This window comes from Kosakonia quasisacchari (assembly GCF_004331415.1).
Classification (GTDB): Bacteria; Pseudomonadota; Gammaproteobacteria; order Enterobacterales; family Enterobacteriaceae; genus Kosakonia; species Kosakonia quasisacchari.
In genome coordinates, this window is the sequence record NZ_SJOP01000013.1 from 1 (window position 1) to 22,884 (window position 22,884).

22 protein-coding genes, 1 pseudogene and 1 riboswitch are annotated in these 22,884 nt (G+C 54.5%); of the genes and pseudogenes, 15 read left to right on the top strand and 8 right to left on the bottom strand.

Annotated features, from left to right (window positions below):
• Positions 1-902, top strand: a pseudogene (locus E0L21_RS25490) (RHS repeat-associated core domain-containing protein); the annotation flags it as partial.
• 1,073 nt (positions 903-1,975) lie between these two features.
• Here E0L21_RS25490 and moeB read toward each other — a convergent pair.
• Together moeB and moeA are read right to left on the bottom strand one after the other, a co-directional pair.
• Entirely contained in the window at positions 1,976-2,728 is a 753-nt protein-coding gene (gene moeB / locus E0L21_RS14855) for a molybdopterin-synthase adenylyltransferase MoeB (RefSeq protein ID WP_131410788.1), read from the bottom strand.
• A gap of 2 nt (positions 2,729-2,730) precedes the next feature.
• Entirely contained in the window at positions 2,731-3,963 is a 1,233-nt protein-coding gene (gene moeA, locus E0L21_RS14860) for a molybdopterin molybdotransferase MoeA (protein ID WP_131410790.1), read from the bottom strand.
• 163 nt (positions 3,964-4,126) lie between these two features.
• Here moeA and iaaA point away from each other — a divergent pair, with 163 nt between their 5' ends.
• The 5 genes from iaaA to gsiD are packed head-to-tail and all read left to right on the top strand — an operon-like array spanning position 4,127 to position 10,402.
• Entirely contained in the window at positions 4,127-5,068 is a 942-nt protein-coding gene (gene iaaA, locus E0L21_RS14865; RefSeq protein ID WP_131410792.1) for a beta-aspartyl-peptidase, read from the top strand.
• Positions 5,037-6,947, top strand: a complete 1,911-nt coding sequence (gene gsiA / locus E0L21_RS14870) for a glutathione ABC transporter ATP-binding protein GsiA (protein WP_131410794.1) — start codon at positions 5,037-5,039, stop codon at positions 6,945-6,947. The genes iaaA and gsiA overlap by 32 nt, the downstream gene beginning before the upstream one ends.
• A 33-nt stretch (positions 6,948-6,980) precedes the next feature.
• Positions 6,981-8,522, top strand: coding sequence for a glutathione ABC transporter substrate-binding protein GsiB (gene gsiB, locus E0L21_RS14875; RefSeq protein ID WP_131410796.1), 1,542 nt, complete (start codon positions 6,981-6,983; stop codon positions 8,520-8,522).
• A gap of 45 nt (positions 8,523-8,567) precedes the next feature.
• On the top strand, positions 8,568-9,488 hold the full coding sequence (gene gsiC / locus E0L21_RS14880) for a glutathione ABC transporter permease GsiC (protein WP_131410798.1): 921 nt from the start codon (positions 8,568-8,570) through the stop codon (positions 9,486-9,488).
• 2 nt (positions 9,489-9,490) lie between these two features.
• Complete coding sequence (gsiD, locus tag E0L21_RS14885) at positions 9,491-10,402, top strand: glutathione ABC transporter permease GsiD (protein WP_131410800.1); 912 nt, start codon at positions 9,491-9,493, stop codon at positions 10,400-10,402.
• A 36-nt stretch (positions 10,403-10,438) separates the two neighbouring features.
• On the opposite strand, the gene rimO is transcribed toward gsiD, so the two are convergent.
• Complete coding sequence (gene rimO / locus E0L21_RS14890; RefSeq protein WP_131410802.1) at positions 10,439-11,764, bottom strand: 30S ribosomal protein S12 methylthiotransferase RimO; 1,326 nt, start codon at positions 11,762-11,764, stop codon at positions 10,439-10,441.
• A gap of 291 nt (positions 11,765-12,055) precedes the next feature.
• Between rimO and E0L21_RS14895 the strand changes: the two genes are divergently transcribed.
• The gene (locus E0L21_RS14895; RefSeq protein WP_131411061.1) at positions 12,056-12,967 is read left to right on the top strand and encodes a bifunctional helix-turn-helix transcriptional regulator/GNAT family N-acetyltransferase; all 912 of its coding nucleotides are present in this window, start codon (positions 12,056-12,058) and stop codon (positions 12,965-12,967) included.
• Positions 12,968-13,053: 86 nt separating this feature from the next.
• On the opposite strand, the gene E0L21_RS14900 is transcribed toward E0L21_RS14895, so the two are convergent.
• Together E0L21_RS14900 and E0L21_RS14905 are read right to left on the bottom strand one after the other, a co-directional pair.
• Positions 13,054-13,797: a hypothetical protein gene (locus E0L21_RS14900; RefSeq protein ID WP_131410804.1), complete on the bottom strand. Its 744-nt coding sequence runs from the start codon at positions 13,795-13,797 to the stop codon at positions 13,054-13,056.
• A 128-nt stretch (positions 13,798-13,925) separates the two neighbouring features.
• Positions 13,926-14,960 (bottom strand): trypsin-like serine peptidase, encoded by a 1,035-nt coding sequence (locus E0L21_RS14905; RefSeq protein ID WP_131410806.1) that lies wholly within the window; start codon positions 14,958-14,960, stop codon positions 13,926-13,928.
• Positions 14,961-15,164: 204 nt separating this feature from the next.
• Here E0L21_RS14905 and E0L21_RS14910 point away from each other — a divergent pair, with 204 nt between their 5' ends.
• Positions 15,165-16,145 (top strand): alpha/beta hydrolase, encoded by a 981-nt coding sequence (locus E0L21_RS14910; RefSeq protein ID WP_131410808.1) that lies wholly within the window; start codon positions 15,165-15,167, stop codon positions 16,143-16,145.
• A gap of 29 nt (positions 16,146-16,174) precedes the next feature.
• On the opposite strand, the gene E0L21_RS14915 is transcribed toward E0L21_RS14910, so the two are convergent.
• Entirely contained in the window at positions 16,175-16,432 is a 258-nt protein-coding gene (locus E0L21_RS14915; protein ID WP_131410810.1) for a hypothetical protein, read from the bottom strand.
• 207 nt (positions 16,433-16,639) lie between these two features.
• Here E0L21_RS14915 and E0L21_RS14920 point away from each other — a divergent pair, with 207 nt between their 5' ends.
• The gene (locus tag E0L21_RS14920) at positions 16,640-17,110 is read left to right on the top strand and encodes a GNAT family N-acetyltransferase (RefSeq protein WP_131410812.1); all 471 of its coding nucleotides are present in this window, start codon (positions 16,640-16,642) and stop codon (positions 17,108-17,110) included.
• A gap of 107 nt (positions 17,111-17,217) precedes the next feature.
• On the top strand, positions 17,218-17,487 hold the full coding sequence (locus E0L21_RS14925; RefSeq protein WP_131410814.1) for a hypothetical protein: 270 nt from the start codon (positions 17,218-17,220) through the stop codon (positions 17,485-17,487).
• 8 nt (positions 17,488-17,495) lie between these two features.
• Here E0L21_RS14925 and E0L21_RS14930 read toward each other — a convergent pair whose 3' ends face one another.
• Positions 17,496-17,858, bottom strand: coding sequence for an SH3 domain-containing protein (locus E0L21_RS14930; protein WP_131410816.1), 363 nt, complete (start codon positions 17,856-17,858; stop codon positions 17,496-17,498).
• A complete protein-coding gene (locus E0L21_RS14935) occupies positions 17,845-18,468 on the bottom strand; it encodes a glutathione S-transferase family protein (RefSeq protein WP_131410818.1) in 624 nt (207 codons plus the stop codon). Before E0L21_RS14935 ends, E0L21_RS14930 begins: the two co-directional genes overlap by 14 nt.
• 223 nt (positions 18,469-18,691) lie before the next feature.
• A riboswitch (guanidine-I (ykkC/yxkD leader) is annotated at positions 18,692-18,790 on the top strand.
• A 57-nt stretch (positions 18,791-18,847) separates the two neighbouring features.
• Between E0L21_RS14935 and E0L21_RS14940 the strand changes: the two genes are divergently transcribed.
• The 5 genes from E0L21_RS14940 to E0L21_RS14960 are packed head-to-tail and all read left to right on the top strand — an operon-like array spanning position 18,848 to position 22,878.
• On the top strand, positions 18,848-19,906 hold the full coding sequence (locus tag E0L21_RS14940) for a putative urea ABC transporter substrate-binding protein (protein ID WP_131410820.1): 1,059 nt from the start codon (positions 18,848-18,850) through the stop codon (positions 19,904-19,906).
• 18 nt (positions 19,907-19,924) lie between these two features.
• Complete coding sequence (locus tag E0L21_RS14945) at positions 19,925-20,740, top strand: ABC transporter permease (protein WP_131410822.1); 816 nt, start codon at positions 19,925-19,927, stop codon at positions 20,738-20,740.
• The gene (locus E0L21_RS14950) at positions 20,737-21,513 is read left to right on the top strand and encodes an ABC transporter ATP-binding protein (RefSeq protein WP_131410824.1); all 777 of its coding nucleotides are present in this window, start codon (positions 20,737-20,739) and stop codon (positions 21,511-21,513) included. Before E0L21_RS14945 ends, E0L21_RS14950 begins: the two co-directional genes overlap by 4 nt.
• A gap of 34 nt (positions 21,514-21,547) precedes the next feature.
• Entirely contained in the window at positions 21,548-22,234 is a 687-nt protein-coding gene (locus E0L21_RS14955; RefSeq protein ID WP_131411063.1) for an urea amidolyase associated protein UAAP1, read from the top strand.
• Between the two features lie 11 nt (positions 22,235-22,245).
• The gene (locus E0L21_RS14960; RefSeq protein ID WP_131410826.1) at positions 22,246-22,878 is read left to right on the top strand and encodes an urea amidolyase associated protein UAAP2; all 633 of its coding nucleotides are present in this window, start codon (positions 22,246-22,248) and stop codon (positions 22,876-22,878) included.
• Positions 22,879-22,884 lie beyond the last annotated feature (6 nt).

A 22,884-nucleotide genomic window follows, 5' to 3' on the forward strand; every position in this document is an offset into this window, starting at 1 on the left:
GTGCGGCACAGCAGAACAGCAACCTTCCTGATTTCACCTCCTTCGATAACGCCACCTACACGAACTACTCCCGCACTTACACCTACGACAACGCCGGTAATCTGACAAAAATTCAGCACAGCGCACCCGCGTCCGGCAATAACTACACCACCAGCATGACGGTGTCCGACCGCAGCAACCGCGCGGTACTCAGCACCTTCACCGAAAACCCGGCCGATGTGGAGGCGCTGTTCACCGCTGGCGGCCAGCAGAAACAGCTTTTACCGGGTCAGAACCTGCTTTGGACGGCGCGACAGGAGCTGCAGAAAGTCACTCCAGTGATGCGCGATGGCGAACCCGACGACAATGAAAGTTACCGTTACGACGCCAGCAGCCAGCGCATCGTGAAAGTGACTTCGCAACTGACCGGCAACAGCACGCAGACAAAACGGGTGATTTACCTGCCGGGTCTGGAACTGCGCAGCAGCAACACGGAAACCCTCCAGGTGATAACCGTCGGAGAAGCCGGGCGCGCCCAGGTGCGGGTGCTGCACTGGGAAAGCGGTCAGCCCGCAGATATCAGTAACAATCAAATTCGTTACAGCTACGACAACCTCACCGGCAGCAGCGCGCTGGAAGTGGACGGCAGTGGCGAACTTATCAGTCAGGAAGAGTATTACCCGTATGGCGGCACAGCGCTGTTTGCCGCGCGCAGCCAGCTGGAGGCGGATTACAAAATCCTCCGTTATTCCGGAAAAGAACAGGACGCGACGGGGCTTTATTATTATGGATATCGCTATTACCAGCCGTGGGCGGGACGGTGGTTAAGTGCCGATCCTGCCGGGACGGTAGATGGACTCAACCTGTTCAGGATGGTATGGAATAATCCGGTCACGGCCAACGATCCTGATGGCTTTAGCGCGGCTCTTTCTGGCAGAGAGGAAATGCGTATTATTGATGAAATTATGGCTGAAAATCCGCGTTCGATGAACCATGTATTACATGAAATAAACAAAAGGAACCTCAGCGGAGTCGCCGCTTTTCGTATCTTCGGTCATATTAAACATTTGCGACCTTTTTCCGGCGCCTCTGCACCATCGAAAAAATTCGCCTTTCGGAATCTCAGCGATGTGGATAAGAAAGCGTTGGATTATATCGCCAGTCGCGAAAATTTTAGCCATTTATTGATGAAGTTTATAGGAACGGAAGAGGTCCGCATCGAATCGAAAAGTGTACATACCGATAAAAATGTTTTTCTCAATATATACACTAAAGATAAATGGACTTTTGGTTATAATTTTAGAGAAGATCAATCAGAACCTTATTTCGCAACGCATATTGCGCAATATCAATATAAATATGTCGCTGAAAATATTGGGTTCTTAGGCAAAATGCCAAAACAGATTGTACGTAGTGAGGTTATCAATAAAACCACTTTGCAGGCGACGGAGGGGCTAACTGGCGAGGCGTTGTTCGATGCGTTTTTCCAAAAAACGCCAAACGGAAAATCGACTGCTCGCATATTAACAGCGTTCAATCTTAAAGCTACTTCAGTGATCCGTAAGGAAGCAGAAAAGGGTGATGCGGGGCCATCTTTCTTTATCAATGTTACTTCACAAAAAACGACATCAAATTTCGGAGCAAGAATGTCTGGGGTCTGGAGAAGTATTTCCGCGAAAATAACGGGATGGTTCCACAGACCGAAACCTGCTCACGAAGTGTATGGTTAATAAGGTGGTCTCAACAGCTTGAGAACGCGTAAATTGTGCTAAGTGGCCTACGTAAGTAGGCCACCTTTAACAAGATTGTATGGCTTTTTATTACTAACTTTATGCATATCAACGTTCTTTATTAGCGAGTAAGGATTGTTTAAAAATATGCTGATGGCATTTTCTTGTTGCGGAAAATATTAAACGCTAGCAAGTGGAGTAATTATTTAAAATGAAGCGTAATCGACAACATTAATTTATATCCCCCGAAACCGGGGGGATGTAAATTAATGTCCGCAGACTTCGCAGGTTGGGTTGCGTAGCAGTTTCATTTCGCGGAACTGACAGGTCATCGCATCGTACATCACGATTTTTCCGGCCGCAGGCGTACCGTAATGGGCCAGCACTTTGATGGCTTCCATCGCCTGCAACGAACCAATCACCCCGACCAGCGGCGCCATGACACCCGCTTCGACACAGGTCAGCGCGTTATCGCCAAAAAGACGGCTCAGGCAGCGATAGCATGGGTCGTTTTCGCCCCAGGTAAAGACGCTGATCTGGCCTTCCATGCGAATGGCCGCGCCGGAAACCAGCGGCACGCGATGCTGAAAACAGCCCGCGTTGAGCTGGTTGCGAATGGCGACGTTATCGGTGCAATCCAGCACCAGGTCATGTGCAGCAATCTGTGTGAGCAGCGCCGTGTCATCAAGCAGGGCGTTGATGGCGGTGTAGTGCACATTGGGGTTGATACGCAGTAACGATTCGCGCGCCGAGTCCACTTTTGCCACGCCGATATCCGCGTCGCTGTGCAGCGTCTGGCGTTGCAGGTTGGAGAGCGCCACCGTATCAAAATCCAGCAGCGTCATATGCCCGACGCCTGCCGCTGCCAGATATTGCGCGGCGGCGCAGCCCAGGCCGCCGAGCCCGACCACCAGTACGCGAGCGGCTTTTAACCGCTCCTGGCCGTCGAAATCAAAACCGCGCAGAATAATCTGTCGGTTGTAGCGCATCATCTCCGCATCGCTGAGTTCTTCAGCCATGTTTAGCCTCCGAAGAGATGGTTAAACATCTCGACATCCACCCATTCACCGGCTTCCACATTGCCGCGTTCGCGCTCCAGAACCACAAAGCAGTTACCCTGGCTAAAGGAGCTGAAAATATGCGAACCCTGGTGACCGGTGCTGCGCACTTCCAGCGTGCCATCTTCGCCACGGCTCACTACGCCGCGCTGGAAATCGAGACGCCCTGGCGTCTTTTTCAGGCGCTCCACCGCACGGGCGCGTAAACGCAGCGGCTGTATACCGGCGATGTTACCGCCAAGCTTCTCCAGCAGCGGCAATACCAGCTGATAAAACGTGAGCGTCGCGGAAACCGGGTTGCCCGGCAGGCCGCAGAACCAGCTGTTTTTAAGCTTGCCAAAGGCGAACGGTTTACCTGGTTTGATCGCCAGTTTCCAGAACGCAATTTCGCCCAGCTCATCAAGAATAGCTTTGGTGTAATCCGCTTCCCCCACCGACACGCCGCCGGAGCTTAGCACCACATCGGCCTGGCTATCGGCAGCGATAAAGGTCTCACGCAATTTCTGCGGGTTATCCGGCACGATGCCAAGGTTAATCACCTCATAACCGAGCTGGCTCAGCATCAGGTGAACGGACAAGCGGTTGGTATCGTAGATTTGCCCGTCAGCCAGCGGCTGGCCCGGCAGTTGCAGTTCGTCGCCGGTGGAGAACAGCGCCACGCGCACTTTGCGCAGCACGTTAACATCGGCAATGCCCAGCGAAGCAATGACCGGCAACTCGGCGGCCGTCAGCCTGGTGCCAGCGGCGAAAACGCAGGCACCTTGTTGAATATCTTCGCCCGCGCGGCGGATATTCTGATTGGCTCGCACCTCAGCGGTAAAACGAATCCCAGCGTCAGTCTGTTCCGTCTGCTCCTGCATCACTACCGCGTCGCATCCGGCGGGGATCGGTGCGCCGGTCATAATGCGTACGCACGTGCCCGCAGGCCACTCGCCATCAAATGGCTGCCCGGCAAACGCTTTGCCCGCCACCGGCAGAGCGTTACCGCTTTGTACCTCCGCCAGCCGCACGGCGTAGCCGTCCATCGCCGAGTTATCAAAACCCGGTACGTTCAGCGGAGAAATAATATCTTGCGCCACCACGCGACCAAAGCAGGCCAACAGCGGCAGGGTTTCGCTTTCAGTCAGCGGTGAAATGCGTGACAGCATCTGTGACAGGGCCGTATCGAGCGAGATCAGGCCGTTTGATGATTCCATAATTAATATCCAGTCAACGCGATGAAGCGGCCATTATGGCAGAAAAGGGGAGGTCTCAACATGCCTTACGCCTACCCCATTGGAATGACATTGCTTTACATCGTTGTAACGACTTTCTATATTCAGAAATCCCTCCAGGCGCAGAGAAATCCAGGCGGCACAAATGGTTAAAGCGGTAATCGCAATACACGGCGGTGCGGGTGCTATCGGCCGTGCACAGATGAGCCCGGAAAAAGAACAACGTTACGTACACGTGCTTTCGTCAATTATCGAAACCGGGCAGCGCATGCTGGAATCGGGCGTGAGCGCACTGGATGTGGTAACAGAAGCTGTGCGGCTGCTGGAGGAGTGTCCGTTATTTAACGCCGGTATCGGCGCGGTGTTTACCCGCGATGAAACCCATGAACTGGATGCCTGCGTGATGGATGGCAACACGCTACAAGCGGGGGCGGTGGCGGGTGTCAGCCGCTTGCGTAACCCGGTGCTGGCGGCGCGTCTAGTGATGGAGCGCAGCCCGCATGTCTTCATGATTGGCGAAGGGGCGGAACAGTTTGCCTTTTCCCACGGCATGGAAGCGGTATCGCCAAGCCTGTTTTCCACCCCGGAACGTTTTGCACAATTGATGGAAGCGCGGGACGCCGGGCACACGGTGCTGGATCATGGCGGTGCGCCGCTTGATGAGAGCAAAAAATTTGGCACCGTGGGGGCAGTAGCGCTGGATAAACAGGGCAATCTGGCGGCAGCAACTTCAACCGGTGGCATGACCAATAAATTACCGGGCCGCGTGGGGGATAGCCCGTTACCAGGCGCAGGCTGCTATGCCAATAACGCCAACGTGGCCGTTTCCTGTACCGGCACCGGTGAAGTGTTTATCCGCGCGCTGGCAGCTTACGACATTGCCGCGCTAATGGAGTACGGCGGTTTGAGCTTGCAGGAAGCCTGCGACGCCGTGGTGATGGAAAAACTCCCGGCGCTGGGCGGCAGCGGCGGGCTGATTGCGGTTGATCGCGAAGGCAACGTGGCCTTGCCGTTCAACAGTGAAGGGATGTATCGCGCGTGGGGTTACGCGGGTGATGCGCCAAGCGTGGGCATTTATCGTGAATAAAGTGAGTGAGGTTGGGCGGGTAGAAACTGACGCGGATGTGGTGCTGGATGTCAGTAATCTGAACGTCGCCTTCAGCCATGATAAACAACTGCTCCCGGCGGTACGCCATCTCTCCTTTTCCCTCAAACGCGGCGAAACGCTGGCGATCGTCGGTGAATCCGGTTCCGGTAAATCCGTCACCGCGCTCTCTTTACTGCGCCTGATTGAACAGGCAGGCGGCGAAGTGAGTTGCGATCATATGCGCCTGACGCGGCGGAACCGGCAGAACGTGGAACTTACCCGGCTGAGCGCATCGCAGATGCGCAGCGTGCGCGGTGCGGATATCGCGATGATTTTTCAGGAGCCGATGACCTCGCTCAACCCGGTGTTTCCGGTGGGTGAGCAGATCGCCGAGTCGATTCGCCTGCACCAGAAACTGGGGCGCGAAGACGCCATGATTGAAGCGCGGCGTATGCTCGATCTGGTGCGCATCCCGGAATCTCAGGCGATTTTATCCAGTTTTCCACATCAGCTTTCCGGCGGCATGCGTCAGCGCATAATGATTGCCATGGCGCTCTCCTGCCGCCCGGCGGTGCTGATTGCCGACGAACCCACGACCGCGCTGGATGTCACGATTCAGGCGCAGATCCTGCAACTGATCGCCGTGCTGCAAAAAGAGATGTCGATGGGGGTGATTTTTATCACTCACGATATGGGCGTGGTCGCCGATGTTGCCGACCGCGTACTGGTGATGAACCAGGGCGAAGCGGTGGAAACCGGCAGCGTCGAGCAAATTTTCAATCATCCACAGCACCCGTATACCAAAGCGCTGCTGGCGGCGGTGCCAAAACTGGGGGCGATGAATGGCAGCACGCTGCCGCGCCGCTTTGCGCTGATTTCGCCGAAAAACCCGCCACATCAGGAAGCGGAAATTGAGCAGGATACGGTGGTACCGGGCGAGCCGATTTTGCAGGTGCGCGATCTGGTGGCGCGCTTCCCGCTGCGCAGCGGCATTCTCAATCGCGTCACCAAAGAGGTGCACGCTGTGGAAGGGGTGAGCTTTGATCTCTGGCCGGGCGAAACGCTGTCGCTGGTGGGAGAATCCGGCAGCGGTAAATCGACCACCGGGCGCGCGCTGTTGCGGCTGGTAGAGCACCAGAGCGGCGCCATCACCTTTAACGGTGAGCGCATTGATACGCTGGCGGACAACAAAATGAAGCGGATCCGCCGCGATATTCAGTTTATTTTTCAGGACCCTTACGCCTCGCTGGATCCGCGCCAGACCGTTGGCGATTCGATTATCGAACCGCTGCGGGTGCACAATTTATTGGGGGCAGAAGAGGGGCGGCAGCGCGTGGAGTGGCTGCTGGAACGCGTCGGTCTGAAGCCGGAACACGCCTGGCGCTATCCGCATGAGTTTTCCGGCGGGCAGCGCCAGCGCATCTGCATTGCCCGGGCGCTGGCGCTCAACCCGCGCGTGGTGGTGGCGGATGAAGCCGTTTCGGCGCTGGATGTTTCGATTCGCGCGCAAATCATCAATTTACTGCTCGATTTGCAGCGTGAGATGGGCATTGCATTTCTGTTTATCTCTCATGATATGGCGGTGGTAGAACGCATCAGCCACCGGGTCGCGGTGATGTACCTTGGGCAAATTGTTGAGATCGGCCCACGGCAGGCGGTGTTTGAAAACCCGCAGCATCCGTATACACGTAAGTTGATGTCGGCGGTTCCGGTTGCCGATCCGGCGCATCATCACGCGCAGCGTGTGTTGTTGTCTGATGACATGCCCAGCAATATCCGCAAACGCGGCGAGTCAATGCAACGCGTGCAGTTGCAGAACGTGGGGCCGGGACATTTTGTCGCCCGTTCAACGCCCGGTAGCACGCAATCCCGTTTTTAACTAAGCACTGGCAGGGTTCTGCAGGAGAGCAACATGACACAATTCGTTTCACGGCACTGGCGGGTATTCGCTGGCGTGATGTTCGCGCTGACCACTATCCCGGCCTTTGCGGCGAAAGATGTGGTTGTCGCAGTGGGATCCAATTTCACAACCCTCGACCCTTATGATGCTAACGACACACTCTCGCAGGCGGTGGCGAAATCCTTTTATCAGGGCTTATTTGGCCTGAATAAAGATATGCAACTGGAAAACGTGCTGGCAGAGAGTTACAGCGTTTCCAATGACGGCATGGTCTATACCGTCAACTTACGCCACGGGGTGAAGTTCCAGGACGGCACTGACTTTGACGCCGCAGCGGTAAAGGCCAACCTCGACCGCGCCAGTAACCCGCGCAATAGCCTGAAGCGTTATAACCTGTACAAAAATATCGCTAAAACCGATGTGGTGGATGCCTACACGGTAAAAATTACCCTTAAGCAGCCCTTTTCCGCGTTTATCAATATTCTTGCGCATCCGGCCACTGCCATGATTTCTCCGGCGGCGCTGCAAAAATATGGCAACGACATTGGTTTTCACCCGGTTGGCACCGGGCCGTATGAGCTGGAAGCGTGGAACCAGACCGATTACGTGAAAGTGAAGAGATTCGCCGGGTACTGGCAGCAAGGTTTACCCAAGCTGGACTCGATTACCTGGCGGCCGATAGTGGACAACAACACCCGAGCGGCAATGCTGCAAACCGGCGAAGCGCAGTTCGCGTTCCCCATTCCTTACGAACAGGCGGAAGTGCTGAAAAGAAACAGCAAACTGGAACTGGTCGCCAGCCCGTCGATTATGCAGCGTTACATCAGTATGAATATCACGCAGAAACCGTTCGATAACCCGAAAGTGCGTGAAGCGATCAACTACGCCATCAACCGTCCGGCGCTGGTGAAAGTGGCATTCGCCGGTTTCGCGACGCCCGCCACGGGCGTTGTGCCGCCAACCATTGCTTATTCGCAGGCCTATCAACCCTGGCCGTACGATCCGGCAAAAGCCCGCGAGTTGCTAAAAGAAGCCGGTTATCCGCAAGGATTCAGCACTACGTTATGGTCATCACATAACCACAGCACTGCGCAAAAAGTGTTGCAGTTTACCCAACAGCAACTGGCGCAGGTGGGCATCAAAGTGCAGGTCACGGCGATGGATGCCGGGCAGCGCGCGGCGGAAGTGGAAGCCAAAGGGCAGCAGCAGAGCGGCGTACGCATGTTCTACACCGGCTGGTCGGCCTCGACCGGCGAAGCAGACTGGGCGCTGTCGCCGCTGTTTGCCTCGTGGAACTGGCCGCCAACGCAATTCAACACTGCGTTTTACAGCAACCCGCAAGTGGATAAAGACCTGGCCGACGCGCTAAAAACCACGGATGCCGTGGAGAAAGAGCAGTTGTACAAACAGGCGCAGGATCTCATCTGGCAGGAATCGCCGTGGGTGCCGCTGGTGGTGGAAAAATTGGTTTCAGCGCATAACAAGAAGCTCACCGGTTTCTACATTATGCCCGATACCGGGTTTAGTTTTGATAACGCGGATTTGGTGAAATAACTCACTCCACCTCGCAGAGCAAAAGGAGGCGTGAGGGAACGCACAATGCAAAATTATATTATTAAACGCTTGCTGGGCCTGATTCCGACGCTACTGATCGTGGCGGTGCTGGTGTTTCTGTTTGTCCACTTACTGCCGGGCGATCCGGCGCGGTTGATTGCCGGGCCAGAAGCCGACGAGCAGGTGATTGAGCTGGTGCGCCGCCAGCTTGGGCTGGATCAGCCACTGTGGCGGCAGTTCTGGCACTACATCGGCAATGTGCTGCAGGGCGATTTTGGCATATCGATGGCCTCGCGCCGCCCGGTAGTGGACGAAATCGCCAGCCGTTTTATGCCAACGCTGCTGCTGACTATCACCAGCATGTGTTGGGCTATGCTGTTTGGGCTTGGCGCGGGGATTGCCGCCGCCGTGTGGCGTAACCGCTGGCCGGATCATCTGGGGATGGCGCTGGCGGTAACGGGCATGTCATTTCCGGCGTTTGCGCTGGGCATGTTGCTGATGCAGATCTTCTCAGTGGAACTCGGCTGGCTGCCGACCGTCGGTGCTGACAGCTGGCTACACTATATCTTGCCATCATTAACGCTCGGTGCGGCAGTGGCGGCGGTGATGGCGCGTTTTACCCGCGCCTCGTTTGTGGAAGTGCTCAACGAGGACTATATGCGTACTGCGCGCGCCAAAGGTGTCAGCGAGCGATGGGTGATCCTCAAGCATGGCCTGCGCAACGCGCTGATCCCGGTGGTCACCATGATGGGGCTGCAATTTGGCTTTTTGCTCGGTGGCTCCATTGTGGTGGAGAAAGTCTTCAACTGGCCGGGGCTGGGCCGTTTGCTGGTGGACTCGGTGGAAATGCGCGACTACCCGGTGATTCAGGCCGAGGTGCTGCTCTTCTCGCTGGAGTTTATTCTTATCAACTTAGCGGTGGATGTACTCTACGCCGCCCTTAATCCCGCGATCAGGTACAAGTAAGGATGCGATTATTAAACTGGCGTCGACAGGCGGTTTTAAACGCCATGCCCGTAGTCAAACCGGGGCATGTGCGCACGCCGTGGCATGAATTCTGGCGGCGTTTTTGCCGCCAACCGCTGGCGATGGCCGCCGGGATTTTTGTGCTGCTGCTGATCCTGCTGGCGATTGTCGCCCCGTGGATAGCCCCGTTCGATGCGGAAAACTATTTCGACTATGACCGCCTTAATGAAGGGCCATCGTTGGTGCACTGGTTTGGCGTTGATTCGCTGGGGCGCGATATCTTAAGCCGCGTGCTGGTCGGCGCGCAGATTTCGCTCGCGGCGGGTCTCTTTGCGGTGCTCATTGGCGCGACTATCGGCACGGTGCTGGGTCTGCTGGCGGGCTACTACGAAGGCTGGTGGGATCGCCTGATTATGCGCATCTGCGATGTACTGTTCGCGTTCCCTGGCATTCTGCTGGCAATTGCGGTGGTAGCGGTGATGGGCAGCGGCATGGCGAACGTGATCATCGCCGTGGCGGTGTTCTCCGTGCCGGCGTTTGCCCGCCTGGTGCGTGGTAATACGCTGGTGCTCAAGCAACAAACCTTTATTGAATCCGCGCGCAGCATTGGTGCCAGCGATGCAGTGATCCTGTTCCACCATATTCTGCCGGGCACGGTTTCATCGATTGTGGTCTATTTCACCATGCGCATCGGCACGTCGATTATCTCAGCCGCCAGCCTCTCGTTTCTCGGTATGGGCGCACAGCCGCCAACGCCGGAGTGGGGGGCGATGCTCAACGAAGCGCGTGCAGATATGGTGATTGCGCCGCATGTAGCGCTGTTTCCTTCGCTGGCGATTTTTCTGACGGTGCTGGCGTTTAACCTGCTGGGTGATGGCCTGCGCGACGCGCTCGACCCGAAGATTAAGGGATAGGAAATTCCCTCTCCGTGTGCGGAGAGGGAAAAGGTGTTAAACGCGGGAGCCCCACAGATCATATTCGTCGGCGTTTTCCACTTTCACGCGGATAATGTCGCCCGGTTTAACGCCGGTTTCGCCGTTCAGGTACACCGCGCCATCGATTTCCGGAGCGTCTGCCATGCTGCGGCCAATCGCGCCTTCTTCGTCCACTTCATCGATGATCACCAGAATTTCGCGGCCGATTTTTTCCTGCAAGCGCTCAGCGGAGATCTGCTGTTGCAGTTGCATAAAGCGGTTCCAGCGCTCCTCTTTCACCTCTTCCGGCACCTGATCTGCCAGTTCGTTGGCGGTTGCGCCTTCTACCGGGCTGTATTTAAAGCAGCCGACGCGATCCAGGCGCGCTTCTTTGAGGAAATCGAGCAACATCTGGAAATCTTCTTCCGTTTCGCCAGGGAAACCGACGATAAAGGTGGATCGCAGGGTCAGTTCCGGGCAGATTTCACGCCACTGTTTAATGCGCGCCAGTTGCCTGTCGACCGCGCCGGGGCGCTTCATCAGCTTGAGAATGCGCGGGCTGGCGTGTTGCAGCGGGATATCCAGATACGGCAGGATTTTGCCTTCCGCCATCAGCGGAATGACGTCATCAACGTGCGGGTACGGGTAAACGTAGTGCAGACGTGTCCAGACGCCGAGTTTCGCCAGTTGCTCGCACAGGCCAACCATGCTGGTTTTCACCGGCTCGCCGTTGTGAAAGCCCATGCGATGTTTTACGTCCACGCCGTAGGCGGAGGTGTCCTGCGAGATCACCAGCAGCTCTTTCACGCCCGCATCGACCAGACGCTTGGCTTCGGCTAGCACGTCGCCAATCGGGCGGCTCGCCAGATCGCCACGCATCGACGGGATAATACAGAACGTGCAGCGATGGTTACAGCCTTCGGAAATTTTCAGATAAGCGTAGTGGCGCGGCGTCAGTTTTACGCCCTGTGCCGGCACCAGGCTCAGGAACGGGTTGTGCTGCGGTTTCGGCACATAGTGGTGAACATGTTCCAGCACCTGCTCATAGCTGTGCGGCCCGGTTATCTCCAGCACTTTCGGGTGCACTTCGCGGATTTGATCCTCTTTCGCGCCCAGGCAGCCGGTCACAATGACTTTGCCGTTTTCATTCAGCGCTTCGCCGATGGCTTCCAGCGACTCTTGCACCGCGCTGTCGATAAAGCCGCAGGTGTTGACGATAACCATATCGGCGTTGTCATAGCTTGGCACCACGTCATAGCCTTCGGTGCGCAGCTCGGTGAGAATACGTTCGGAATCCACCAGGTTTTTCGGGCAGCCAAGAGAGACAAAGCCGATTTTCGGCTGCAGGTTTACATTGCTCATAGTTCAAAAATTAATCAGTTATAGGATCTTAGGGCAGGGATTGTACAGGGCTCTCGCCTGGATTTATAGGGTAATTAAGGGGGAGCGCAGGGAATTATGAACAGCAACCGTCGGCTTTTGGCGGGAAAGGTGTCGCTGACGCGGTAATGCGGAGTGAAGCCGCATCAACGGCTCCTGGGTTGACAGCCTGCTGCGTTGATGGTTGTATTACACAACTATCTATTTCCCCCGTGAGGCAACAACGTGGCCGTCGACCAACTGATCAACGATATCCGGGCAGCATCAAGGCGGATGGTGCGTGAGCTGGGCTTCATGAACAGCACTCTTGCGGCGACAGATTATTCCCCTTCCGCCGTGCATACGCTGCTGGAAGTGGAAAAGCAGGGGGCGATGACGGCCGCGCAACTGGTGCAGATCCTGGGGCTGGAGAAATCAAGCGTCAGCCGTATGCTGAGCCGGCTTATCGCTGCCGGTGAATTACAGGACGTTCCCTCGGCTGAGGATGCCCGCTATAAAACGTTGCAGTTGACCGCGCAGGGCAAAGAGAGCGTCGCGCGCATTAATAGCTACGGCGCAATGCGTGTGCGTGAAGCGCTGCAACATCTTAATTCTGCCGAGAGGGAGACGGTTGCTCGTGGTTTGTCGGCCTATGCCGCCGCACTTGAAGCCTGCCGCCAGGGCGCGCCGCTTCCTGCCCATGAAAAACCGGAAATCGTTACCGGTTACCAGCCGGGAATGATTGGCCGCATCAGCGAAATGCACGCCAGCTACTATTCGCAACATTATGGTTTTGGCTATTTTTTTGAAAGCAAAGTGGCCGCTGGCCTGGCCGAATTTACCGGGCGTCTGGAGAATGCGCGTAATCACATCTGGCTCGCGGTGTCTCAGGGCAAAATCGTCGGTTCGGTTGCCATCGACGGAGAGGATTTAGGTAATAACGAGGCGCATCTGCGCTGGTTCATTCTTGCTGATGAATGCCGTGGTACCGGCGTGGGGCGACAATTGCTCGCCAAAGCGATGCAGTTTTGCGATGAACAGCAGTTTTCCGCCGTGCAGCTCTGGACATTCAGCGGGCTGGACGCCGCGCGCGCACTTTACGAATCTTTCGGCTTCACCCTAAGCAAAGAGTGGCTGGGCGAACAGTGGGGAAGCGCGATGCTGGAACAGCAATTTACTCGTAGCAGGGAAATAGCGCAGCGTTAAATGCGTTGCGCTATTGGCGGTTAGCGGCAGATCTTACCGCCTTTTATGTTCAGAGAAGGCTGGCTTTTAATCGCTATGCGTGGCCTTTATTTTCCCGTTTTTTCGGCGATCTTTTTATCAATATAGGTTTTAAGGATCTGCTGCTGCGCCGCAACGACATCACTTGATGACACCGCCTGCAACAGTCCGGCGAGCGTTTCATTGTCTGGCCCTTCCGTTACCGTAATTTTCAGGGTATACGGCGTCACTTTTGCCAGCTCAATGGTCTTGCCGTGCGTAATTACTGCTTTTTGATTGTAATAACGCCCGACATATAATTTATCAAACTCGATCGTGGCATCATTACCGCCAAAATCTATCGCCACGGTTAACCCATGGTGATTATTAATGCCGTATGGCCGCAGTTGTTTGGGGTAAAAAAGAGAATACGGAACAAACGATAATCGCTCTTCGCTACGCTGTATTTTAATTTGCATGGCAAAACCGAGATCGCTGGTTAATTGCCCGGCCAGAAGTTTGTTATTGTAATATTGATAGGGTAATCCGGGGGTCGCCAGATTATTTTTCCCCGTGCCGCCAAACTCACCATAAACCAGCGTTAAACATTGCGCGTTGGAAATTAGCGTGGTTTCATTCGGATAAATATAGGCATTTAACGGATAGGGCTTCGCCATATTGCTGCCAACTTTTGATATTAGCGCAAATCCATATTTAAGGGTTTCACTGAGGATCGGTGTTGCCACCGCTAATAATAGCGCGGCGGCTTCATTGGAGCCTCTGTCCTCATTTGTTGCAGCAGGGCAGGGTTCTGCGGATATAAACGCACGCATTTCTTCAATTCCGCCCTCTTTTATTGTCTGTGGGTTATAACTGACGTTGTTTGCATGCTCACCTGCACACCCTGTCAGGAGTGCACTGATAAACAGAAGTGTTCTTTTCCCGGGCATATGGTTACCTCTTAAAAAGGCAGTTTTGATTTCGGTACACCGTAATTAGCCAGTAATTTTTCGGTGTCTAATTGGCACATCTTTTTACTGAGAGTTTGTTCCGATGATATATGTATACCACTTATTACAACGCTATTTTCTTTTTTGCTTTTAGTCATATTAACGATTGGCGCACCGGAAAAGCCCTGCAGCACCGTACACAGATGAATAAGACAGTTATTGTTGATATAAACCACTTTGCAGCTTTTATTTTGTTGGTTATCGGTTGCCGCCATAATAGAAGTTGGATAACTTTTTGGGATAGTTTCAAGGGAGGAAATAGCAACGCCTGGGATCCATAAATCGTCATTGACATCAGCTTGTTGCCACTGAATAGGGGGTAATGCAATGTTAATTTTATCAATGGTTAATGCAGCATAGTCGCAATAACTGCCCTCAGTTTGAAAACACACTTTGCCATTTTGTTTGCTGACTTTTCTCGATTCGCCGTTGCTAAAATAAGCCGTGTCGACATTACAATGCGCTGCTGTTACCACGGTGGTGTTATTAATTAAAAAACCTGTGCACACTTCTAATGGCGACCGTAAGTAAACGATTGAGGGAATAAATTTATCCGCAGACGTGAATGTCCCGAAATTATTCTTTTCCAGCTTTTTTTGACAACGGTTAATGACAGATTGCGCCGATTTTTTATCGCCATAGCCACGATAATATTCAACCGTAGCTGAATTACAGACTGGCGTATTTTCAGCAATGCTGCCTGGCGGTAAATTCAATTTCTCCATTACGTTTTTATTATCTTCATTACGCGTAGGGTATTGGTTAATACCTTCCTGCTGCATGTTGCGGATGGCCAGATTGAAGATAGTTGATTCATATTCAGCTGATTTTATTCTCGTTTCAAACGGATGTTTTTTGAGTAAATCATCCGTCTGGTGTGACTCAATATCTAACCTATCATTGCTGAGGGTGCTGGTTTCTCGAGCATCCACACGATTGATTATGCTACATAAAATGAGCAACAGAAGCGGGAGAATCGCTCGCATGGTAACGGTCCAGAATGTAGGGGTATTGCTGAATTATTAGACGCAGCGGCGCAAAGTTTTCTCATACGAAAGTATGATTTTTGTTTCCGGGTAAGAAGCCAGTTGCCGTTATCAGGCGAAGCTGCAGTAAAGGCCATTTTGGTTGCAATCAATAATGATTCGCATTAACTTTACTGCTGTTTGTTTCTGCGCCAGGGAAGGATAATGTTCACGCGTTCAGTTGAAAATAACTATATATTCATGCAGTTAAACTCGTTTAATGCAGGCGGTTTAGTTAACTCTTGTGTTACCCATATCGCTGTGATTCGCCGCCTGGCGGCTTTTTTGCTGCTGCTCTGCACGGCAAACAGTTATGCCCGCCCGGACATGGCACCTTTAGGGCCGAATATCGCCGACAAAGGCTCCGCGTTTTACCATTTCACCGTCAGTACCTTTGATTCCGCAGATGGCAAACGCCACTACAAAGTCTGGACCGCCATCCCGAATAAAAAACCGCCCGCTAGCGGCTACCCGGTGCTCTATCTGCTGGACGGCAACGCGGTGATGGACCGGTTATCTGATGATCTGTTGCAAAAACTGTCGCAGCGCGATCCGCCCGTGCTGGTGGCGATTGGCTATCAGACCGATCTGCCGTTTGACCTAACCGCCCGAGCGTATGATTACACGCCTGCAACGCAAAGTAGCCCGCAGAATTTGCGCGGCAGGGCCGGTGGCGGTAGTGCTGTTTTCCGCGCGTTGCTGGAGCACACCATTGCGCCGCAGGCTGAAAAAAATCTCAATATTGACCCACAAAAACGGGCGCTGTGGGGGCACTCTTACGGCGGATTATTTGTGCTGGAGAGCTTTTTATCGTCCGACTTCTTTCACACATTCTACTCAGCCGTTCCTTCGCTGGATCGTAATAACACCACGCTGCTCAACGCTCTTGAACATACCAACAAAGCGCAGGGCAGCCAGAAATCTGTGTGGTTTATGGAAGGCGATGGTGACAGAAAATCCCGTGACGAAAACGCCACGTCGGACGTGTTAAATGTGGCAAGCCAGACGGCTTCACACCTGCGCAGTGCGGGAATACCGGTAACGTATCGGCTTTATCCCGGCCTGACGCATGGCGCGATGTTTACCGCGTCGATGCATACGGCGCTGTTGCACGTTTCCGGCGAGACACTTGCCGAAGCACAGTAAAAGAGGCCGCACATGCGGCTTTCTGCTACTCAGCTCAACGCAGAAATTGCGCAGAAAATGGTGGCGGGGATGCACCAGTCTTTGGTGAACTCTTCAAGGGCTTCAGTATTTTCTTTGAAATGCGCCAGCATGATATCGATTGCCTGCGCTTCGTCTTCCGCTTTGGTTTCAAACGGCATTTTGCGAAAGCCTTCAGCTTTAAGCTGGCGCACTTCCTCGGCCGACAAGGCTTTTTTCTCATAGACATTCACGGCAATGTCACTGGAGTAGAACACATAGGTTTTCATGGCATCTTCCTTGTAAATGAAGCGCTTGGGGGTAGTTGTATTATCGGCACCGGGCAACGTTCGTTTACCCCTTCGCGAGTAAATCATTACTATGCGCTTCGCTTACCCGGTAAAAAAGCCCCAGGTTTTCGTCTTTTCTCGTGCTCACTGGTGCGCAAAATTCGTGCTAATTTGAACGTTTTCCCCACGTGATAAAGGGCAGGCGTTATGGCAGGTTTCGAGGTTCAGGAATGGCGCAAAGAGGATTATCTGATAACAACCGACGCCGAAAAGCAGGATATTGCAGCGATTCACCGTTACCTGACGCGCTCCACATGGGCGGCGGGCATTGACCGAGAAACGGTGGCGATCTCCGTGCAAAATAGCCTTAATTTCGGTCTTTTTCACCAAGATGCACAAATAGGGTTTGCCCGATTTGTGACCGATTACGCCACTTTTGCCTACTTGTGCGATGTCTATGTGCTGGAAACGTATCAGGGGCAAAAACTGGGGAAATGGCTCATCGCCTGCTGCCATGCGCATCCGCTTTTTGAAAAATTGCGCCGGATTGTCCTTTTTACCTCCACCGCCCCCTGGCTGTACGCGCAAGCCGGTTATGTGCCTATCAATCGGCCCGATTATACGTGGACGATTGCCCGACCGGATATTTACAAACAGGCCGAACGGCCTGAAAAGTAGTTCGCCAGCATGATTGCGGCGAAAAATGGCCAGAACGCGTATTCATTGAAATGCGCCCCACGCGCTGGTAAAACGTCCGGTTTATCAACACCGGAAAGGGAAAAACGATGCGGGCGGCAATCATAAAGGTGCTGGCGGGGCTATTGTATGTGGTGCTCGCCTTTTTCATTTGCGCTGTCATCAAGCCGATTAACTGGTTCTGGCAATGGTCATCGAACTGGCTGTTTGATCTGCTCTGGCGGCACCAACTTATTACCGATACCTATGAATGGGGCATGGATCCGCCGAGCACCATTATGCTGGTGGTAATTGTGCTGGTTATCGCCTGGCTTTTAGCCCGCGGCGTCAAGGTGCTGCGGGCTAAAATCGGGCGCTGATTGCTCGCTTATAGCAGGGTTGCGCACTCCTGCGGCAGCCAACCCCTTTCCCCATCCGCTTTCTGCGCGTAGTACCAACCATTGAGAGCGTTGAGGATCGTAAGCGTTTCTCCGGTGCGCACTGTCAACTCATGCGCGCAGTAATCTTCCCGGCAAAGCCCTTCATGGCTGCTGAGCGCCGAGAAAAGCTGCTGTGGCGCCCAACCGCTTTTCCCCGACGCTAACGTCACCCACACCCAACCGCGCCACTGCAAATCGCAATGGCTTATCAGTACGCGCTCGCCTTTGCTCACCGCAATCGGGTCGGGATACGCTGACGTGTAATCGTGGGTGACGCTCGCCGGAGATAGCACCGCTTTACACCATGCCATTATTGCCGTGGCGCAAAAACGCCGGACGCTGGTTTAATCGCGCAAACCACGCATCGATAGCGGGTACGTGCGGGTGTTCAAACGGCGTCATCTTCCAGCGGTTGACCGACAGCCCCAGCACCACATCCGCCAGCGTAAAGGTGTCGCCCGCAGCGAATGCCCCGGTGCGCTGCAACTGCTGTTCCAGAATGCCGATGCAGTGATTCCACTCTTTGATGCCTGCTTCGATGGCTTTCGGGTCGTTAAAGGCCGGGTTTTTGCGCGCCAGCGCAGGGAAAACATAGCGCCAGGCGTTGTTGAACTCGGTGGCTTGCCAGTCCATCCAGTGCTCAACGTTGGCACAGGCTTGTGGCTCATTGGGGAGCAAATCCTCACGCCCGGCTTTACGCACCAAATAACGGCAAATCGAGTTGGACTCCCACAGTACAAAACCGTCGTCTATCAGTACCGGCACCATCGCGTTGGGGTTCATGGCGCGGAATTCGTCCGTTTCCGTGGAGGCAAAACCGCTGCCGTAATCCTCCTGCACATAATCCAGCCCGGCTTCTTCGCAGGTCCAGAGCACTTTTCGCACATTGATCGACGTCGTTTTGCCAAGAATCTTAAGCATATTGCAGGTGTCCATGTTTGTGATTAATCGTTTAAAAACAATACACCAGACAAATGCTTTCTGACCACTGGCCTGAGAGCACCAGCCTGGTGCAGCGCGTTGCAGTGGCTCACCAAAACAGGGAGTTCGCCGTGGCGCGTTTTGTTAACTCGCTGATTACAATTAAAAAACAATTTGGCACAGGCCTTGCAGAAGGGGAATCGCAGTGCAACACACAATTTGAAAAATAGCTGGCTAGGGTTCCGGTTCACTTATGTGAATGTCTGGTCCAAGAGCTGGCGACCTCTGCGAGGTTACACGGCGGGACAAAAACCCGGGAGACAGCAGCACCAATGGGTGTCGCGCTGCCCCCTAATTTTGTGCCAATCAGAGGTCAAGAATGAAAAAAACGCCGTTACTCCGCTCCCTTGTGCTGTCGCTGGTGATGCTGGTCAGCCTCCCCACTTTTGCCGCCGTAAAAAAAGAGTTCAACGTCTGCTGGACGATCTACGCCGGATGGATGCCGTGGGGCACCATCAGCAGTAGCAAGATCATTGATAAATGGGCCAGCAAATACGGCATCAAAATCAATGTCGTTCAACTCAACGACTATATCGAATCCATTAACCAGTACACCGCTGGCCAGTTTGATGGCTGCACCATGACCAACATGGATGCGCTGACCATTCCGGCGGCGGGCGGCGTCGATACCACGGCGTTGATCCTCGGCAGCTACTCCGAAGGTAACGACGGCGTGGTGATGAAAGGTGAAGGCAAAACCCTTAAAGATTTGAAAGGGATGAAAGTTTACCTGCCGGAACTGTCTGTTTCTCACTATCTGCTGGTGCGCGGACTGGAAAAAGCGGGGTTATCGGAAAAAGACGTGACCGTGGTAAACACCTCGGATGCCGATATCGTGTCGGCGTTCGCCACGCCAAACGTGCAGGCCGCTGTGGCCTGGAATCCGCAGCTTTCCGTCATTAAAAGCACGCCAAAAACCACTGAAGTCTTCAGTTCTTCGCAGGTGCCGGGCGAGCTTATCGACATGATGGTGGTTAACAGCCAAACCCTGAAAGACAACCCGGCGCTTGGCAAAGCATTGACTGGTGCGTGGTATGAAATGATGGGGTTAATGAAAGCGCAGGACACCACCGTTCTGAATGCCATGGCCGCCGCTTCCGGCACTGACCTTGCCGGTTATCAGGCGCAGTTGAAAACCACGCATCTGTTCTATACCCCGGCGGACAACATTGCGTTTGTTACCTCGGGCGAACTGGCGAAAACCATGCAGCGCGTTGCGTCGTTCTCCTTCGCAAAAGGGCTGCTCGGCGATGGCGCGCAGAGTGCGGATTTCATTGGTATGACGTTCCCCGGCAATATCAGCCAGGGGGATGCCAACAATGTGAAACTGCGCTTTGACGACAGCTTCGTGAAAATGGCCGCCGCCGGCGCGCTGTGATCACTGACGGAGCCCGCCATGCGACAAATTAACCGCCATCCCACGCCCGGCATGCGGATGATGCTCGTGCTGCTGCCTTTTGTTTTGCTGCTGGCTGCCTACTTTCTGGGCTCAGCAGTGCGGCTGGAGGCCAACCCGCAGGACAAGCTGTTACCCGGCTTGCAGCAGATGCTGGACGCCTTTTCACGGATGGCGCTTACCCCGGATAAACGCAGCGGCGAATACTTGTTCTGGGTGGATACGCTGGTGAGCCTTGCTCGCTTGCTGACGGGGCTGGCGATTGCCTCGCTGCTGGGCTTGTGCATTGGCGTCACATCCGGCGTATTCCCGCTGTGGCGCGCTTCGCTGTCGCCGTTGATGACGGTGTTGTCGATGATCCCGCCGCTGGCGATTTTACCGGTGCTGTTTATCGTTTTCGGGCTGGATGAGGTGTCAAAAGTGATGCTGATAGTTATCGGCATCACGCCGATGCTGGCGCGTGATCTCGAACATCGTGCTTGTGAAATTCCGTCGGAAATCCTCATCAAAGCGCAGACGCTGGGAGCAAACAGCTGGACGCTGGTGCTGCGGGTCGTGTTGCCGCAGTTGCTTTCGCGCCTGCTGACCTCGCTGCGCCTGTTGCTGGGATCGGCATGGTTATTCCTGATTTCTGCTGAAGCCATCTCTTCTACTGCCGGGCTGGGCTACCGCATTTTCCTGGTGCGCCGCTACATGGCGATGGACGTCATTATCCCGTACGTACTGTGGGTGACGCTGCTGGCGTGGTTGATGGATCTGGCGCTGCGCCAGTTACATAAAGCCTGTTTTCCCTGGGCGGAAGGAGGGAAGGCATGAGCTTTATCACCATCAACAACATCTGGCAGGAGTATGGCGATCACGTGGTGTTGGAGCGCCTGAATTTACAGGTCAAAGAGGGCGAGTTCTGCTCGATGGTGGGCGCGTCCGGTTGCGGTAAATCGACCTTTCTGCGCCTGCTGCTTGGTCAGGAAGCGCCCAGCCGTGGTTCCATCACGTTAGACGGTAAACCGCTCAGCGCTGAACCGGACAGCAGCCGTGGCGTGGTATTCCAGCGCTACTCCGTATTTCCGCATCTTAGCGTGCTGGATAATGTCGCCATTGGCCTTGAGTTACCGCGATCACCCCTTTTCGGGCGGCTATTTGGCGCGAAAAAACGGGCGGTACGCGAACAGGCAAAACAGATGCTGGAAAAAGTCGGCCTTGGTCACGCGCTGGATAAATATCCGGCGCAGCTCTCGGGCGGTATGCAGCAACGCTTAGCTATCGCTCAGGCATTCATTATGCAACCGCGCGTGTTGCTGCTGGATGAGCCGTTTGGCGCGCTCGACCCCGGTATTCGCAAAGAGATGCATGCGCTGCTGTTACAGCTGTGGAGTGAAACCCGCATGACGGTCTTTATGGTCACTCACGATCTTTCCGAAGGGTTCAATCTCGGCACCCGCTTGCTGGTGTTCGACAAGGTGCGCATCGACCCGCACGCCCCCAATGCCTATGGCGCGCGCATCACCTATGACATTCCGCTTAATGAGACGCGGCTCTCCGCGTTGAGCGGTTCTGAGCCCGATAACGTTTACGCATTAAGGAGTTAATCCTGTGACAACCTTAACCCCATTTCGCGAGGAGATGCTGCCGGGCGGCGGGCATCTCTCTTTTATCCTCAAACGCGGGCAGATCCTGCGCATGACCGACACGCAAGGCGGCGCGAACATCAGCCTGATGATGTTCAACGCGCACGAGAAAAGTGAGCGTCTGAACCTGCCGGACACCTTAAAAGGCCAGCACACCGCGCGGCTGACTGCCGGGCACTGCTTTTATTCCGATATGGGCCGCGTGCTGGCGGGCATGATTAACGATACCTGCGGCTGGCATGACCCGTTTGGCGGCGTGCTGAATGCCGCTGAAGTGGCGGAAAAATATGGTCAGGGGCGCTATCAAGAGCTGCGCAACGGCTTTTACCGCAACGGCACGGATAACTTGCTGGTGGAGATGGGCAAGTGGGATCTCAATCTTGAAGACCTGCTGATGGTAGTTAACTTTTTCAGCAAGGTGACGGTCGATGAACAAGGCCAGTTCCACTTCCATCCCGACCATTCGCAACCGGGCAGCTATGTCGATCTCTACGCGCCAATGGATGTGCTGATCGTGCTGACCGCGCTGCAACACCCGATGGACCCCTCCCGCGCCTATGCGCCGCGCCCGGTTGCGCTTAGCTGGCGACAGGCGGAGGACGACCAGGCGGCAGTAAACGCCTTGCTGACGCGCCCGGAAAACGAACGCGCCTTCACCAATACCGAACTTTTCGCCCTGTAAGGAGGCGCAATATGACTGAGTCCTGTGAAAAATCTGCTGAGCAGGCCACGTTCCGCCATGTGATCCCGGCGGGCGAACCGTATCTGTTTGAGGTGAAAAAAGGCCAGACCCTGCGCTTGCGCGATCTTGAAGGTAACCAGGCTGTCGATACGCTGTTCTATAACGCCGATAACCCGCGTGAACGCTACGATGCTCAGCGCACACTGCGCCGCCAGAACAATGCGTATCTCACCACCGGCAGCGTACTTTATTCCAACCTTGGCAACCCGTTACTGACAATTGTTGCCGACACCTGCGGTCGCCACGACACACTCGGCGGTGCCTGCGCGCAGGAGAGCAACACCGTGCGCTACGCGCTCGACAAGCGCCATATGCACAGTTGCCGCGACAATTTCCTCTGCGCCTGCTTGCATGACGGTCGCCTGCAAAAGCGCGATATTGGCGCGAACATCAACTTCTTTATGAACGTGCCGGTCACTGAACAGGGCGGGCTGACCTTTGAAGATGGCATCTCCGCGCCGGGCAAATATGTTGAATTGCGCGCCGAGTGCAATGTCATTGTGCTTATCTCCAACTGCCCGCAGCTCAATAACCCGTGTAATGGCTGGAACCCAACCCCCGCTGAGGTGCTGATATGGAACTGAAACCGA

What these genes read in the sequence shown, in the direction of transcription:
- E0L21_RS14920 (WP_131410812.1), top strand. Translation starts at nt 16,640, where the DNA reads ATGGCAGGTTTCGAGGTTCAGGAATGGCGCAAAGAGGATTATCTGATA.
- E0L21_RS14900 (WP_131410804.1), bottom strand. Translation starts at nt 13,797, where the DNA reads ATGCGTGCGTTTATATCCGCAGAACCCTGCCCTGCTGCAACAAATGAG.
- E0L21_RS14915 (WP_131410810.1), bottom strand. Translation starts at nt 16,432, where the DNA reads ATGAAAACCTATGTGTTCTACTCCAGTGACATTGCCGTGAATGTCTAT.
- rimO (WP_131410802.1), bottom strand. Translation starts at nt 11,764, where the DNA reads ATGAGCAATGTAAACCTGCAGCCGAAAATCGGCTTTGTCTCTCTTGGC.
- E0L21_RS14910 (WP_131410808.1), top strand. Translation starts at nt 15,165, where the DNA reads ATGTTCACGCGTTCAGTTGAAAATAACTATATATTCATGCAGTTAAAC.
- E0L21_RS14925 (WP_131410814.1), top strand. Translation starts at nt 17,218, where the DNA reads ATGCGGGCGGCAATCATAAAGGTGCTGGCGGGGCTATTGTATGTGGTG.
- moeB (WP_131410788.1), bottom strand. Translation starts at nt 2,728, where the DNA reads ATGGCTGAAGAACTCAGCGATGCGGAGATGATGCGCTACAACCGACAG.
- iaaA (WP_131410792.1), top strand. Translation starts at nt 4,127, where the DNA reads ATGGTTAAAGCGGTAATCGCAATACACGGCGGTGCGGGTGCTATCGGC.
- E0L21_RS14945 (WP_131410822.1), top strand. Translation starts at nt 19,925, where the DNA reads ATGCGACAAATTAACCGCCATCCCACGCCCGGCATGCGGATGATGCTC.
- gsiB (WP_131410796.1), top strand. Translation starts at nt 6,981, where the DNA reads ATGACACAATTCGTTTCACGGCACTGGCGGGTATTCGCTGGCGTGATG.
- E0L21_RS14895 (WP_131411061.1), top strand. Translation starts at nt 12,056, where the DNA reads ATGGTGCGTGAGCTGGGCTTCATGAACAGCACTCTTGCGGCGACAGAT.
- gsiC (WP_131410798.1), top strand. Translation starts at nt 8,568, where the DNA reads ATGCAAAATTATATTATTAAACGCTTGCTGGGCCTGATTCCGACGCTA.
- moeA (WP_131410790.1), bottom strand. Translation starts at nt 3,963, where the DNA reads ATGGAATCATCAAACGGCCTGATCTCGCTCGATACGGCCCTGTCACAG.
- E0L21_RS14950 (WP_131410824.1), top strand. Translation starts at nt 20,737, where the DNA reads ATGAGCTTTATCACCATCAACAACATCTGGCAGGAGTATGGCGATCAC.
- gsiD (WP_131410800.1), top strand. Translation starts at nt 9,491, where the DNA reads ATGCGATTATTAAACTGGCGTCGACAGGCGGTTTTAAACGCCATGCCC.
- E0L21_RS14960 (WP_131410826.1), top strand. Translation starts at nt 22,246, where the DNA reads ATGACTGAGTCCTGTGAAAAATCTGCTGAGCAGGCCACGTTCCGCCAT.
- E0L21_RS14940 (WP_131410820.1), top strand. Translation starts at nt 18,848, where the DNA reads ATGAAAAAAACGCCGTTACTCCGCTCCCTTGTGCTGTCGCTGGTGATG.
- E0L21_RS14935 (WP_131410818.1), bottom strand. Translation starts at nt 18,468, where the DNA reads ATGCTTAAGATTCTTGGCAAAACGACGTCGATCAATGTGCGAAAAGTG.
- gsiA (WP_131410794.1), top strand. Translation starts at nt 5,037, where the DNA reads ATGCGCCAAGCGTGGGCATTTATCGTGAATAAAGTGAGTGAGGTTGGG.
- E0L21_RS14905 (WP_131410806.1), bottom strand. Translation starts at nt 14,960, where the DNA reads ATGCGAGCGATTCTCCCGCTTCTGTTGCTCATTTTATGTAGCATAATC.
- E0L21_RS14955 (WP_131411063.1), top strand. Translation starts at nt 21,548, where the DNA reads ATGCTGCCGGGCGGCGGGCATCTCTCTTTTATCCTCAAACGCGGGCAG.
- E0L21_RS14930 (WP_131410816.1), bottom strand. Translation starts at nt 17,858, where the DNA reads ATGGCATGGTGTAAAGCGGTGCTATCTCCGGCGAGCGTCACCCACGAT.